The organism is Rhizobium sp. C4 (assembly GCF_021026315.1).
GTDB lineage: Bacteria > Pseudomonadota > Alphaproteobacteria > Rhizobiales > Rhizobiaceae > Ensifer_A.
The window spans coordinates 1-12,925 of sequence record NZ_JAJNCX010000009.1; the positions used below are offsets into that span (position 1 = coordinate 1).

Sequence of the window (12,925 nt, forward strand, 5' to 3'; positions counted from 1 at the left end):
GGAAAAGCACCAAAGGTCGCCATCACCGCCATCATGCGAAAGCTCGTCGTCCTCGCAAACGCACTGCTCAAAAGCAACCGCAAATGGACACAAAAAACCGCTTGATCAACACGGATACTCTAGCATGGCGATTGCTTCCACCCCCTCGAAAAAAAATCCCTGATGACACTCCCGCCCCAATCGGCTAACCCTCTCACCATGAAGAACCGCGTTACCGATCCCGCCGAAAACTTAAGCTCGCTCATTCGCTGCCCGTCCGTCACGCCTGCCGAAGGCGGGGCTTTGACGGCGTTGGCGGCCATGCTGGAGCCCTTGGGCTTCAAGGTGACGCGGGCGGTGGAGACTGAAGCCGGGACGCCGGATATCGAGAATCTTTATGCGCGGCTGGGCGCGGATGGGCCGCATCTGATGTTTGCGGGGCATACAGATGTCGTGCCTGTGGGCGACGAGAAGGCCTGGACGCATCCGCCTTTTGCCGCCGAGATTGCCGATGGCATGATGTATGGCCGCGGCGCGGTCGACATGAAGGGGGGCGTGGCCTGTTTCGTCGCGGCCCTTGCCCGCGTGATCGAGAAGGATGGCGCGCTGAAAGGCTCCGTCTCGTTTCTCATCACCGGCGACGAGGAGGGGCCCGCGGTCAATGGCACGGTCAAGCTTCTGCAGCGCATGGCCGCCGCCGGCGAGCGCTGGGATGCCTGCCTTGTCGGCGAGCCGACCAATCCGGATGTGCTGGGCGACATGATCAAGATCGGCCGGCGCGGCTCCGTCTCGGGCTATCTCACCGTGCATGGCGTGCAGGGCCATGCGGCCTATCAGCATCTCGCCGACAATCCCGTGCGCGGCATTCTCCAGCTGACTCAGGCGCTGATGGACCCGCCGTTTGATGTCGGGACCGACGCCTTCCCGCCGACCAATCTGGAAGTGACCAGCATCGATGTCGGCAATTCCGCCACCAATGTCATCCCGGCGCGCGCCAGCGCCATCTTCAACATCCGCTTCAACGACACCTGGACCGCCGACAGCGTGAAGGACGAAATCCTTCGCCGGCTTAACAAGGCGGCAGCGCAAGGCGCGCTTCGCGAAGGCCGCCCGCCCGTGCGCTTCGACATCACCTGGTCGGAGCGGCCGAGCCACGTGTTTCTGACCCGCAACGAGCCGCTGATCGCCTCGCTCTCGGCAGCGGTGGAGACCGTGACCGGCCGCAAGCCGGCCCTTTCGACGACCGGCGGCACCTCGGATGCCCGCTTCATCAAGGATTACTGCCCGGTGGTGGAATTCGGCCTTGTCGGCCAGACCATGCATATGGTCGATGAACGCGTGGCGCTTGCCGATCTCGAAACGCTGACGCAGATCTACGAAACCTTCATCCGCGAATGGTTTGCCGCGCATGCCGCCGCTTGAGGAAGTCCTGCATTATCTCAAGGGCATCCGGCTGCTCGTCAGCCTGAAGCCGCAGGGCTTTCAATGGCTGGACATGAGCGAGCGCGGCGTGCGCCGCTCCTTCTGGGCCATCCTATGGTGCTTTCCGCTGATGATCCCCAACTGGGTCTGGTGGCACGGCATTTTCGTGGACTACACGGCGCCCGGCGCGGTCCCCGGCAGCCTGTTTTATCTGCGCATGGCGCTGATCGAACTCAGCCTCTGGTTCCTGCCCTATCTGACGGTCGGCCTTGTCCTGTGGCTGCGCGGCACAAGCCGGCTCTTCGACCCCATGGTCGTGGCGATGAACTGGCTCAACGTGCCGATCTATCTCGTCACCGGCGGCGTCGCCATTCTGGAACTCATCCTGCCGCTGCCGATCAGCTTCTGGTATTATGTCCTGCAGATGCAGCTGATGGGCATCGTCGCCGCGCAGTTTGCCATCTTCTTCATGCTGGCCAAGCGCCAATGGGCCGAAGCCGCCATCCTGACGGCCGCCTCGGTCATCCCGTCCATGCTGGCTTCGGTGTGGCTCAATGATTTTCTGGGCGTTTCGCTTTAGGCAGGATGCGTGGCCGCCCTTGATGCCCTCACCCTGAGGCGCCTGCGCAAAGCGCAGGCCTCGAAGGGCCCCATGCCACACGCTCGATCCTTCGAGGCCGCCCTGCGGGCGGCACCTCAGGATGAGGGCAGCGCAAGCCGCTCACCGCAAATCCGGCGTCCGCAAATCCAGCGCGTCCCGATAATCCACCTTCAGGAAATAAAGCCCCCATGGCGGCGCCACCGGCCCGCAGCGTGTCCGGTCGCGGGCTTCCAGTGCCGCCGTCACATCGTCCGGCGTCCATTTGCCCTCGCCGGCAAGTTTCAGCGTGCCGGCAAAGGAGCGGATCTGGTTATGCAGGAAGCTCTGCGCCGAGGCGCGGATTTCGATCACCTCGCCGTGGCGCTGCACGTCAAGGAATTCCATCGTCCGTTCCGGGTTCTTCGCCTGGCAGTGCGCCGAGCGGAAGGTTGTGAAGTCGTGATGCCCGACAAGGCGCTGGGCGGCCGCATGCATCGCCTCGTGGTCGAGCGGCTTCTTCACCCACCATGCCCGGTTCGCCTCGACGGCCAGAGGGGCAGGGCGGTTGATGATGCGGTAGAGATAATGCCGCTTGCTGGCGGAAAAGCGCGAGTCATAGGTGTCCGCCACTTCCGTCGCCTCAAGGATCGAGACGCGCTCTTCGGCCAGCTGCAGATGCGCATTCAGCGCATTGCGCAACACATAGGGCCGCCAGGATTTTGTCAGATCGCAATGCGAAACCTGCCCCAGCCCATGCACGCCGGAATCCGTGCGCCCCGCACCGCCCAGCGTCACCACTTCGCCGGTCGCGGCGAGGATAGCCTTCTCGATAACCCCTTGAACCGACTTGCCATTGTCCTGCCGCTGCCAGCCGACATAGGGCGTGCCGTCATATTCGACCGTGAGGAAATAACGCGGCATCAGCTGAGCCTCAAGCCCGGCGGCAGCGGCGTGCCGCGCAGAAACTCCCGCGCCTCCAGCGGCTTGCCGCCGGCCTTCTGCAGCCGCACAAGCCGCACGGCACCTGTCCCGCAGGCAATCACGCCATCCTCACCGATCACCGTGCCGGCCGCGCCGGAGCCATCGGCCATGTCAGACGCCAGAACCTTGATCCGTTCCAGCTTGCCGCCGATCTCCGCCTCGAACCAGGCGCCCGGAAAGGGCGAGAGGCCGCGAATGTGGTTATGCACATCGCGCGCGGGCTTTGCGAAATCGATATGCGTTTCTTCCTTGGAGATCTTGGCGGCATAAAGCACGCCCTCTTCCGGCTGCGGCGTGAGCGGAAGGTCGCCCGCCTCCAGCTTGCCCATCGCCTCGACCATCAGGGCGGCACCGGCTTGCGAAAGCGCATCATGCAGCTCGCCCGCCGTCATCGTCTCGCCGATCGTCACGCGCGCGGTCAGCGCCACCGGACCCGTATCGAGCCCGACATCCATCTTCATCACCATCATGCCGGTCTCGGCATCCCCCGCCATGATCGCCCGCTGGATGGGGGCCGCACCGCGCCAGCGCGGCAGAAGCGAGGCATGACCGTTGTAGCAGCCCAGCCGCGTGCCTTCGAGGATCGCCTTCGGCAGCAGCAATCCATAAGCCACGACGACGGCCACATCGGCATTCAGCGCCCTGAACGCCTCGCGATCTTCCTCTGCCTTGAAATTGACCGGCGTGCGCACCTCGAGCCTGAGCGCATCAGCCGCGTCATGCACGGGCGAAGCCTTCAGCTCCAGCCCCCGCCGCCCCGCCGGCCGCGGCGGCTGCGAATATACCGCCACGATCTCATGCCCCGCCGCGTGCAACGCGTTGAGCACCGGAACGGAAAAATCGGGCGTGCCCATGAAGATGATGCGAAGCGGCATGGCTCAGCTCCTGTCGCTTGGCCCGCAGGCTTTTAAAACTTCGGCAGCCCGCCGGTCTTGCTGGCCTTGGTGAATTTCTTCACCACCATGTCGCGCTTCAGGCGCGAGATGTGGTCGATGAAGAGCACACCGTCGAGATGGTCGATCTCGTGTTGCAGGCAGGTGGCGAGCAGGCCTTCGGCGGCGAGTTCCTGCTGCTTGCCGTCGCGGTCGACGTACTTGACCGTGATTTCGGCCGGGCGTTCCACTTCGGCATAATAGCCGGGGATCGAAAGGCAACCTTCTTCATAGGTCGAGCGCGCATCTGAGGAGCCGATGATCTCGGGATTGATGAAGACGAGCGGCTTGCGGCCTTCCTCTTCCTTGGCGACGTCGATCACCAGGAGGCGCAGCGGTTCGCCGACCTGAATGGCGGCAAGCCCGATGCCGGGCGCGTCATACATGGTTTCGAGCATGTCGTCGGCAAGTTTCAGGACGCGGGAATCCACGCTCTCCAGCGGTTTGGAGACCTGTCGGAGAACCGGATCGGGCAGAATGATAAGAGGCTTGATCGTCATGGGCCTCAATTAGCCCATGAAACGCAGGCTTTCAACTGGAGCGCCTGCAAATCCTCAGCTCGCGCGGCGAAGCGGCGCGGATTTTCCGTGTGCCAGCTCACGCGGGTCGCGTGTCTTCAGTCCATGCAGCGATTGCGCCAGCTTGTCGATGAGTTCGCTCAGCTGATGCGTGCTGTTGGAGGTGCTCTCCACCATGTGGGCGTTCTTCTGCGTGATCCCGTCCATGGAGGCGATCGCCTGGTTGATCTCCTGCAGCCCGCTCGACTGTTCGGCGGCGGCAACCGAGATGCCGGAGATGATCCGGTTGAGCTCCGAGATCCGCGCGGTGATGTTTTCCAGCGCCGAGCCCGACTTGTTGACGAGTGCCACGCCGGTGCGCACCTGGTTGGAGCTTGCCGAAATGATCGTCTTGATTTCCTTGGCGGCAGACGCCGAGCGCTGCGCGAGCTCGCGCACTTCCTGGGCCACGACGGCAAAGCCGCGTCCCGCGTCGCCGGCGCGTGCTGCCTCGACACCGGCATTCAGCGCCAGCAGGTTGGTCTGGAAGGCGATCTCGTCGATGACGCCGATGATCTTCGAAATGTTCTGCGAGGACTGCTCGATCTCGTCCATCGCCGAGACGGCTTCCGCCACCACGCGGCCGGACTCCTGCGCCACATTCAGCGCGTCGGAGGCGACGCTGGCGGCCGATTGCGCGCCGCTGGCGCTGGTGGCGACGCTCTGCGTCAGCTCGTGCAGCGCGGCCGAGCTTTCCTCGATGCCGGCGGCCTGCTGCTCGGTGCGTTCGGCCAGCTGGTCCGCGGAGACCTCGATACCGGCAATCGAGCTGCTGGCTTCGTCGGCGATCGTCTGGGCAAGGCCCAGCGTTCCGCGCAGCCGTTCGGCGCTCATGTTGAAGCTCTGCGCCATCCGGGAAAACAGGCCGTCGCCGTTCTCGTCCATCCGGTATTCGAGATCGCCGCTCGACATCGCCTCGAGCGCGTGGTTCAGCGCGGCAATCGCGATATCCTGCGCTTCCTCGTTGCGGCGGCGCTCCGCTTCTGCGGCCTCGCGGCGCTTTTCGAGTTCCTCGAGATAGACCGAGATGGCATAGTCCATGTCCAGAAGGGCCGATTTCACCATCACGGCGATCTCGGAACCGATCTGCTCGGCGCCGCCCTTGCCGAAGCGCGAGGGCCAGCGCGCCTTCACGACATGGCCGATCATGCTTTCCAGCAGCAATGCATAGCCGGCGATATACCAGCGCGGTTCCAGCCCGATGCGCGCATGCGCATGGCCCACAGCCGTCACGCCTTCCACATAGGAAGCGTCGAAGGCACCGGCGGCAACCTTGCCCCAATGCTGCTTCTGCCGGCTCTTGGCGAATTCGATGTGCCGGGCGTCACGGAAAAAGGCGGCCATTTGCGGATGCTGCACCATCAGGCCGTAGAAGCGTTCAAGCCCGGGCGCAAGCGAGGCGACGATGTCGCTTTCCATTGACCGCAGCCGGGCGAGCGCGGCCTCATCCATGCCGAGAAACGCAAGGCGTTCGCGAAGCTCGGCTGTCGAATTCACGTCGCTCATCTTTTCCATCCCGATTGTCAGAGTACTGGGGAGAAATGTCACTTGGTAATTAAAAAATATCTAAAATTCGATGTAAGATTTGGCGACTGATGCGGTAATGCAGGAGAATTCCTGTAATCCGATAGTAGGATTGCGGCGTCGAAGAATCGGTCGGCGCGACCAGAACAGAGGTGGAACATCGGTCCGAATCTGCTAAGCTTGTGGCATGCAAAGAGACCTTTCGCCCTGGACCATGCCGCTCTTCACCGTTTCCGGTGTCTCCGTCAGCCCCGTCCTTTTGCTGGGCGCGGCTGCCCTGCTTTTCGTCCTGACGGTCCTGGCTTTCATGGTCAACGGCGCGCGTAGCCGCCGCGCCGCCGAAGACCTGAGCGCGCTGCTCGCCGCCCAGTCGCAGGCGGCTGAAGCCCGCCTTGCCGAAATCGTGCGCGCACAATCGGAAATGCAGGGGCGCATGTCCTCCATGGCCGAAATCTTCGGCACGCGGCAGGCGGAGCTCAACAAGGCGATCGGCGACAGGCTCGACGGCATGACGCACCGGCTCGGAACCTCGATGACCGAGCAGACCAAGGCGACGCATGAAAACCTTCGCCGGCTGCAGGAGCGTCTGGCCGTCATCGATACGGCGCAGAACAATATCCAGTCGCTTGCCAAGGACGTGGTCGGCCTGCAGGCGATCCTTTCCAACAAGCAGACGCGCGGCGCCTTCGGCCAGTCGCGCATGGAAACCATCATCGCCGATGGCCTGCCCATGGGCGCCTATGAATTCCAGGCGACGCTCTCCGATGGCTCGCGCCCGGATTGCCTGATCCGCATGCCCAACGGTCAGCCCTCGCTGGTGGTCGATGCCAAGTTTCCGCTGGAAGCCTATAACGCCATCCGCGACGCCGGTTCGCCGGAGGCGGCCAAGCTCGCCGCGCAGAATTTCCGCCGCGATCTGGATGTTCACATCGCCGATATCGCCCGCAAATACCTGATCAGGGGCGAGACGCAGGACATCGCCTTCATGTTCGTGCCATCGGAATCGATCTTCGCCGAGATCCACGAGAATTTCGAGGCCGTGGTGCAGAAGGCCCACAAGGCCCGCGTCATCATCGTCTCGCCGTCGCTGCTGATGCTCTCCATCCAGGTCATCCAGTCGGTGCTGAAGGATCAGCGCATGCGCGAACAGGCCCATCTGATCCAGGGCGAAGTCATCCGGCTGATGGAGGACCTGAGCCGCCTCGACGATCGCGTGCAGAAACTGCAGACGCATTTTTCGCAGACGCAGAAGGATGTCGAACTGATCGCCACCTCGACCACCAAGCTGATGAAGCGCGGCGCCAAGATCGAGGAAATGGAGTTCGAAACGCTGTCAGACGGGCAGGCCCCGGCAGAAGAGCGCGCGCCCGCCCGGCAGGTGGAAAGCCGGACCGGCCTGCTGAAATTCCGCGTGGTTGACGAGGACTAGGTCGAAATGCAATCTGCCGCGCAATCATCATAAAAGAGTAAGCGCATGATTACTGTTTTCGGCTCCATCAACATGGACCTCATCGCCACCACCGATCGCCTGCCGAAGCCGGGCGAAACCGTCGCCGGCCGTTCGTTTGCCACCGCCGCGGGCGGCAAGGGGGCCAATCAGGCCCTCGCCGCCACGCGCGCGGGCGCTGCCGTCAAGATGGCCGGCGCCGTCGGCGACGACGCCTTTGCGACCGACGCCCTGGCGCTTCTGAAGGCCGGCGGTGCCGACCTGTCGCTCACCAAGACGGCGGCCGTTCCGACCGGTACGGCGCATATTCTCGTCTGCGGCGATGGTGAAAACGTCATCGTCGTGGTGCCGGGCGCCAATGGCGAAGTCTCGGAAGCCGATGCTGAAAAGGCCGTCGCTGCGACGGAGAAGGGCGGCTATCTCATGCTCCAGCTCGAAGTCCCGCCGGCCTCGGTGGAAAAGGCGCTGACGCTGGCCAAGGCCAAGGGCGTGACGACGGTCATCAACACCGCGCCGCTGACGGCGGACGCCGCGCGCCTCTCGGCACTGGCCGATATCGTCATTTCCAACGAAACCGAATTCGAATTGCTGATCGGCAAAAGCGGCCTCTCCGCCGATGCCCGCATCGAGGCCATGCAGGCGCTTGCCACCAAGACGGGCCAGACCCTCATCGTCACGCTGGGGGCTGACGGCGTCGTTGCTGTCCGCGACGGCAAGCTCCACAAGGCCCAAAGCCTCAAGATCACCCCGGTCGACACGGTCGGGGCAGGGGACACATTCTGCGGCTACCTCGTCGCCAGCCTCGACGCCGGCCTCGATTTCGATGTTGCCCTCACCCGCGCCGCCAAGGCCGGCTCACTCGCCTGCCTCAAGCCCGGCGCGCAGCCTGCCATTCCTACGGCCGCCGAGGTGGATGGCTGAGGCATCCGCCTATCCTCTCCCCCTTGCGGGAGAGGATAGCCTGCTACCCGAGAGCCGAAGCCGATTGGCGTGGCAGGCTTGGGTAGAGGGGTGAATTGCGTCAGATGCGGAGGGTAAATCGTGACCCCTCACCTGCGATTTCTAACAATTAGCCTTCGGTTAAGATATTGAAATCGCTCCTCTCCCACGAAGGGAGAGGAGAAACACAATCAATCGCGCAGCAGCTCGTTGATGCCGGTCTTCGAGCGGGTCTGCTCGTCAACGGTCTTGACGATGACGGCGCAGTAGAGGTTCGGCGCAGCCTGGCCGTTGCCCATCAGGGAGTTACCCGGCATGGAGCCGGCGACGACGACGGAATAGGGCGGGACTTCGCCATAGCTGATCTCACCCGTGGCGCGGTTGACGATCCTGGTCGACTTGCCGATGAAGACGCCCATGCCCAGCACCGAGCCCTCGCGGATGATGCAGCCCTCAACGACTTCCGAACGGGCACCGATGAAGCAATTGTCTTCGATGATCGTCGGGCCGGCCTGGAGCGGTTCCAGAACGCCGCCAATGCCGACGCCGCCGGAGAGATGCACATGCTTGCCGATCTGGGCGCAGGAACCGACCGTTGCCCAGGTGTCGACCATCGTGCCTTCTCCGACATAGGCGCCGAGATTGACGAAAGACGGCATCAGGATCGCGCCGGGGGCGATGAAGGCAGACCGGCGGACGATGCAGTTCGGCACGGAACGGAAGCCGGCGCGCTCGAATTCCAGGGCGGTCCAGCCGTCGAACTTGGAGGGCACCTTGTCCCACCAGGCAGACTCGCCCGGGCCGCCCTTGATGATTTCCATCGCATTCAGGCGGAAGGAGAGCAGAACGGCCTTCTTGAGCCACTGATGCACAGTCCATGTGCCGTCTTCGCCGCGCGTGGCGACGCGGACCTTGCCGCTGTCGAGCAGGTTCAGCGCCTCGTTGACGGCATCGCGCACTTCGCCGCGTGTCGACGTGTTGACGCTGTCGCGGTTGTCAAAGGCGGCTTCGATCGTCTTTTCGAGACCGGCAAGATCGGCTGCGTGCATGGGAAATTCCTTAAACTTCGCTGTCTATCATCGACCGGATCGCGTCCGGGAATATCGGGCGTCAGTCCTATGCGACGGGGGCTTGCCCGTCAATCTTGAAGAGAGTGAAGACATGGCGAATGGCGGCAGGAACAGCAAGGTGAAGCAGGGCGAATGGGAGCCGTTGCGCGACAACCGGTCCGACCTCGCCCATACCGAAGCCGTGCCGCTGACCGCGCAATCCGCCTCGCCCTCCTATCGTCTGGCCTATGCGGACGACGACTTCCTCTGCCGCCGCGAGCTGCGCCCCGTGCGGCTTCAGCTGGAGTTGCTGAAAGCCGGCATGATCCTCGACGAGGCCGGCATCCGCTCCACCGTCGTCCTCTTCGGCGGCGCGCGTATCCCTGAGCCGGGCCGCCCCGCCTGGGCGGCGAAGAACGACACGCAGCGGCAGAACCTCGAAGCCGCCTCGGTCTATTATGACGAGGCACGCAAGTTCGCGCGTCTCTGCTCGGAATATTCCGCCGATTACGGCCATCGCGAATTCGTCGTCGTCACCGGCGGCGGGCCGGGCGTGATGGAAGCGGGCAATCGCGGCGCCCATGACGTTCACGCCCCCAGCGTCGGCCTCAACATCGTGCTACCGCATGAACAGGCGCCGAACCCCTATGTCACGCCGGAGCTCAGCCTCAACTTCCACTATTTCGCCATCCGCAAGATGCATTTCATGATGCGGGCCAAGGCCGTCGCCGTCTTCCCTGGCGGCTTCGGCACGATGGACGAGCTGTTCGAGACGCTGACGCTGATCCAGACCGGCCGCATGGAAAAGATCCCGCTCATCCTGTTCGGCGAAAAATTCTGGCGCACCATGATCAATTTCGACGCGCTCGCGGATTTCGGCACGATCGCCCCCGACGACATCAAGCTTCTGCATTTCGTCGAGACGGCTGAACAAGCGTGGTCGATCGTCGAACGGCACTACCGCCAGCCCGGCAATGGCGGGGCGTGATGCCTAGAGCAGCGCCTTGAGGAAGCCCTTGAGGTCGTGGGTCATGTAGCCGATATGGGCGTCGTCCTCGCCGGCCTTCTCCCAGGCCTCGACGAAGCCGGTCTCGAAGACTTCCGGCACGAGCAGGACCGTCTTCATGCCGAGCGCATGCGGCACGAGGAGATTGCGCGGCAGGTCCTCGAACATGGCGGCGCGGGTCGTGTCGATGCGGTGCATGGACATGAACTTGTCATAGGTCTCGCCCGCCGGCTTCGGCACGTAGTCGGCGGCGACAATGTCGAAAATATCGTCGAAATGATCGAGAATGCCGAGCGCCCGGGCGGTGTCCTCAGCATGCGCCACGGTGCCGTTCGTCAGGATGAACCTGCGCCCCGGCAGCGCCTTCAGCATGTCGCCCAGCTCCGGATCGGCCGGCACGACCGAATAGTCGATGGCGTGGGCGGCTTCCAGAAACGCATTCGGATCGGCATTGTGATGCAGCATCAGACCCTTCAGCGTCGTGCCGTGGTCGTGATAATATTGCTTCTGCAGCTTCTTGGCTTCCGCCGGTTCCATGCCGAGCATATCGGCAACGAACGCCGTCATGTTGCGGTCGATCTGCGCGAAGAGATTGATCCGGTGCGGATAAAGCGTGTTGTCGAGATCGAACACCCATTCGCGCACATGAGCGAAATCGGCAGGGTTCGGCAGGGAAGGTCTGGGAAGCGTCGCGGTCATGGTCGCCTTATGCCACGATGCGGAGCCCGGCGCATCAGCGAAATGCGCTCATCGACCGGTTTTGAAACCGGCACGCGGCATCCCGGCCCGTCACGCGCACCCTCCAGCCGCCGCATCATCGGGTAGCTGTGCGGGCTTATGCCGCAGGGTGTGCGGAACTGCCGCGCCAGACAGGAGCGGCGGAGGGCCGAAAGCGCCGCCGTTTCCCGTTTGGCCCGGTCAGAATCCCGGCTGCCGGTAGAGCTGGACGATACCGGTGATGTTGTCCGTGCCATGGCCTTCGTTGACGGCGCGCGCAAAGACGTTTCGCGCGGCTGAAGCCAGGGGCGTGCTTTCCCCCAAACCGGCAATCGACAGAGCGTAACCCAGATCCTTCTCGACGATCTGGATCGGAAACAGCGGGGGGAATGCATCGAGAAGCATCGCCCCTGCGGCCGCTTTCGCTGCGGGACTGCAGACGGGTGTGGCCGAGATGAGTTCGACCAAGTGCGCCGGATCGAAACCCCGATAGCGCACGGCCTCGATCAGTTCGGCCAGCACCGCCACCTGTATCCCGAACAGCGTATTGACGGCGAGCTTGGCGGCAGCAACCGCGCCATTCGGCCCCGCATGGTGGACCGAGGCTCCCATGTGCAACAGGACCGCCTCCGCCCGCGACACCGCCTCGACCGCTCCCCCGGCGAGGAAAATGAGCTGCCGGGCTTCGGCCTGGGGACGCGATCCGACGACGGGCGCATCAAGGAAGATGGTGTTCCGCCTTCTGCACAGTTCGGCAAGCTCCTCGACCCAGTCCACGCTCAGCGTCGAACATTCCACGGCGACAGTCCCTTCGGGCAAGCCGCCGAGCGCGCCGTCCTCTGCATCCAGCCAGACCTGACGCGACGCTATGTCATCACGCAGCATGCAGAAGACGAAGTCGCGGTCCGCAACGGCATCGCGCGGTGTGAGCGCTACGTCCGCCCCCGCATCGCGCAGTGCCTCCGCCTTCTGCGGATCGCGGTTCCAGACCGTGAGCTCGTGTCCCGCCGCCAACAGGCTGCGCGCCATCCGGGAGCCCATGGCTCCAAGCCCGAGAAAAGCGATTTTCGCCATCACGCGGCCTCCAGGATGGAATCGACCGCCAGTTTCGCGGCATCGACGTTGGCTGCAAGCGTCGCCTCGCCCGCGGTGGTGGCTTCGACGGCGACGAAGGTCACATCCTCGATACCGAGAAAGTTGAGGAGAAAGCGCAGATAGGGATCGACGAAATTCGCCGCGCTGAACGGGCCGCCAGCCGCATAACCCGACGCGCCATAGGCGCAGACGACATAGGCCCGCTTCCCGGTCAGCAGCCCGGAGAAACTGGCACCGTCATAGGAAAATGTGTGCCCGATCCGCACGACCTGATCGATCCAGGCCTTCAGCGCCGAGGGAATGGAGAAATTGTACATGGGTGCGGTGAGGATCAGAATCTCGGCCGAGCGCAACTCGTGAATGAGTTCATCGGAAAGGGCCGTCGCATTGTACAGTTCGGCGGTCATCCGGTCGGCCGGTGTGTAATAGCCGGAGATCGTCAGGTTGGAGATATGCGGGAGCGGCGCCGAGGCGAGATCGCGGCGGGCGATGCGCGGATCGGGCAGCGCTGCGACAAGCCTGGCTTCCAGGTGATCGCCGACGAGACGGGAGATGGAGCCGCTGTCGCGGGCGCTGGAATCGATGCGGAGGATCTTGGTCATTGGGGCGTTTCCTTCAAGATGAGATGAGAAGCGCGCCGCTCTGAAAAGCCGGTCCAGCTCGCGGGCGCCCTGTTGAACAACCCCAATCTGATCGC

At 63.6% G+C, this 12,925-nt stretch carries 13 protein-coding genes and 1 pseudogene; 6 read left to right on the forward strand and 8 right to left on the reverse strand.

What is annotated here, in order from left to right; genetic code table 11:
• The 3 genes and pseudogenes from LQK84_RS15750 to LQK84_RS15760 all read left to right on the forward strand — a co-directional run.
• Positions 1-105: pseudogene (locus LQK84_RS15750) on the forward strand (IS110 family transposase); the annotation flags it as partial.
• 93 nt (positions 106-198) lie between these two features.
• The gene (dapE, locus tag LQK84_RS15755) at positions 199-1,401 is read left to right on the forward strand and encodes a succinyl-diaminopimelate desuccinylase (protein ID WP_230829876.1); all 1,203 of its coding nucleotides are present in this window, start codon (positions 199-201) and stop codon (positions 1,399-1,401) included.
• Positions 1,388-1,981, forward strand: a complete 594-nt coding sequence (locus tag LQK84_RS15760) for a hypothetical protein (RefSeq protein ID WP_230829684.1) — start codon at positions 1,388-1,390, stop codon at positions 1,979-1,981. Before dapE ends, LQK84_RS15760 begins: the two co-directional genes overlap by 14 nt.
• A gap of 141 nt (positions 1,982-2,122) precedes the next feature.
• Here the strand turns inward: LQK84_RS15760 and truA are convergent, their stop codons facing one another.
• From truA to LQK84_RS15780, 4 genes are read right to left on the reverse strand one after another with little or no spacing between them, the layout of a single operon-like run.
• Positions 2,123-2,902, reverse strand: coding sequence for a tRNA pseudouridine(38-40) synthase TruA (truA, locus tag LQK84_RS15765; RefSeq protein ID WP_230829685.1), 780 nt, complete (start codon positions 2,900-2,902; stop codon positions 2,123-2,125).
• Positions 2,902-3,837 (reverse strand): methionyl-tRNA formyltransferase, encoded by a 936-nt coding sequence (gene fmt, locus LQK84_RS15770; protein WP_230829686.1) that lies wholly within the window; start codon positions 3,835-3,837, stop codon positions 2,902-2,904. The genes truA and fmt overlap by 1 nt, the downstream gene beginning before the upstream one ends.
• Positions 3,838-3,869: 32 nt before the next feature.
• A complete protein-coding gene (def, locus tag LQK84_RS15775; protein ID WP_230829687.1) occupies positions 3,870-4,394 on the reverse strand; it encodes a peptide deformylase in 525 nt (174 codons plus the stop codon).
• A gap of 54 nt (positions 4,395-4,448) precedes the next feature.
• On the reverse strand, positions 4,449-5,957 hold the full coding sequence (locus LQK84_RS15780) for a methyl-accepting chemotaxis protein (protein ID WP_230829688.1): 1,509 nt from the start codon (positions 5,955-5,957) through the stop codon (positions 4,449-4,451).
• A 205-nt stretch (positions 5,958-6,162) separates the two neighbouring features.
• Here LQK84_RS15780 and LQK84_RS15785 point away from each other — a divergent pair, with 205 nt between their 5' ends.
• Positions 6,163-7,404, forward strand: coding sequence for a DNA recombination protein RmuC (locus LQK84_RS15785; RefSeq protein WP_230829689.1), 1,242 nt, complete (start codon positions 6,163-6,165; stop codon positions 7,402-7,404).
• A 45-nt stretch (positions 7,405-7,449) separates the two neighbouring features.
• The gene (locus tag LQK84_RS15790) at positions 7,450-8,343 is read left to right on the forward strand and encodes a ribokinase (protein WP_230829690.1); all 894 of its coding nucleotides are present in this window, start codon (positions 7,450-7,452) and stop codon (positions 8,341-8,343) included.
• A gap of 209 nt (positions 8,344-8,552) precedes the next feature.
• Here LQK84_RS15790 and dapD read toward each other — a convergent pair whose 3' ends face one another.
• Positions 8,553-9,410 carry a 2,3,4,5-tetrahydropyridine-2,6-dicarboxylate N-succinyltransferase gene (dapD, locus tag LQK84_RS15795; RefSeq protein WP_230829691.1) on the reverse strand — a complete coding sequence of 286 codons (858 nt, stop codon included), beginning with the start codon at positions 9,408-9,410 and terminating at the stop codon, positions 8,553-8,555.
• A gap of 112 nt (positions 9,411-9,522) precedes the next feature.
• Here dapD and LQK84_RS15800 point away from each other — a divergent pair, with 112 nt between their 5' ends.
• Positions 9,523-10,398, forward strand: coding sequence for an LOG family protein (locus tag LQK84_RS15800; RefSeq protein WP_230829877.1), 876 nt, complete (start codon positions 9,523-9,525; stop codon positions 10,396-10,398).
• Positions 10,399-10,401: 3 nt separating this feature from the next.
• Here the strand turns inward: LQK84_RS15800 and LQK84_RS15805 are convergent, their stop codons facing one another.
• The 3 genes from LQK84_RS15805 to LQK84_RS15815 all read right to left on the reverse strand — a co-directional run bounded on the left by LQK84_RS15805 (position 10,402) and on the right by LQK84_RS15815 (position 12,830).
• A complete protein-coding gene (locus LQK84_RS15805; protein ID WP_230829692.1) occupies positions 10,402-11,115 on the reverse strand; it encodes a pyrimidine 5'-nucleotidase in 714 nt (237 codons plus the stop codon).
• Positions 11,116-11,334: 219 nt separating this feature from the next.
• Positions 11,335-12,207 (reverse strand): NAD(P)-dependent oxidoreductase, encoded by an 873-nt coding sequence (locus LQK84_RS15810; protein WP_230829693.1) that lies wholly within the window; start codon positions 12,205-12,207, stop codon positions 11,335-11,337.
• Positions 12,207-12,830 carry an FMN-dependent NADH-azoreductase gene (locus LQK84_RS15815; protein ID WP_230829694.1) on the reverse strand — a complete coding sequence of 208 codons (624 nt, stop codon included), beginning with the start codon at positions 12,828-12,830 and terminating at the stop codon, positions 12,207-12,209. The genes LQK84_RS15810 and LQK84_RS15815 overlap by 1 nt, the downstream gene beginning before the upstream one ends.
• Between the last annotated feature and the right edge of the window lie 95 nt (positions 12,831-12,925).

What these genes read in the sequence shown, in the direction of transcription:
- LQK84_RS15805 (WP_230829692.1), bottom strand. Translation starts at nt 11,115, where the DNA reads ATGACCGCGACGCTTCCCAGACCTTCCCTGCCGAACCCTGCCGATTTC.
- truA (WP_230829685.1), bottom strand. Translation starts at nt 2,902, where the DNA reads ATGCCGCGTTATTTCCTCACGGTCGAATATGACGGCACGCCCTATGTC.
- LQK84_RS15810 (WP_230829693.1), bottom strand. Translation starts at nt 12,207, where the DNA reads ATGGCGAAAATCGCTTTTCTCGGGCTTGGAGCCATGGGCTCCCGGATG.
- fmt (WP_230829686.1), bottom strand. Translation starts at nt 3,837, where the DNA reads ATGCCGCTTCGCATCATCTTCATGGGCACGCCCGATTTTTCCGTTCCG.
- LQK84_RS15780 (WP_230829688.1), bottom strand. Translation starts at nt 5,957, where the DNA reads ATGAGCGACGTGAATTCGACAGCCGAGCTTCGCGAACGCCTTGCGTTT.
- LQK84_RS15790 (WP_230829690.1), top strand. Translation starts at nt 7,450, where the DNA reads ATGATTACTGTTTTCGGCTCCATCAACATGGACCTCATCGCCACCACC.
- def (WP_230829687.1), bottom strand. Translation starts at nt 4,394, where the DNA reads ATGACGATCAAGCCTCTTATCATTCTGCCCGATCCGGTTCTCCGACAG.
- LQK84_RS15815 (WP_230829694.1), bottom strand. Translation starts at nt 12,830, where the DNA reads ATGACCAAGATCCTCCGCATCGATTCCAGCGCCCGCGACAGCGGCTCC.
- LQK84_RS15760 (WP_230829684.1), top strand. Translation starts at nt 1,388, where the DNA reads ATGCCGCCGCTTGAGGAAGTCCTGCATTATCTCAAGGGCATCCGGCTG.
- dapE (WP_230829876.1), top strand. Translation starts at nt 199, where the DNA reads ATGAAGAACCGCGTTACCGATCCCGCCGAAAACTTAAGCTCGCTCATT.
- dapD (WP_230829691.1), bottom strand. Translation starts at nt 9,410, where the DNA reads ATGCACGCAGCCGATCTTGCCGGTCTCGAAAAGACGATCGAAGCCGCC.
- LQK84_RS15800 (WP_230829877.1), top strand. Translation starts at nt 9,523, where the DNA reads ATGGCGAATGGCGGCAGGAACAGCAAGGTGAAGCAGGGCGAATGGGAG.
- LQK84_RS15785 (WP_230829689.1), top strand. Translation starts at nt 6,163, where the DNA reads ATGCAAAGAGACCTTTCGCCCTGGACCATGCCGCTCTTCACCGTTTCC.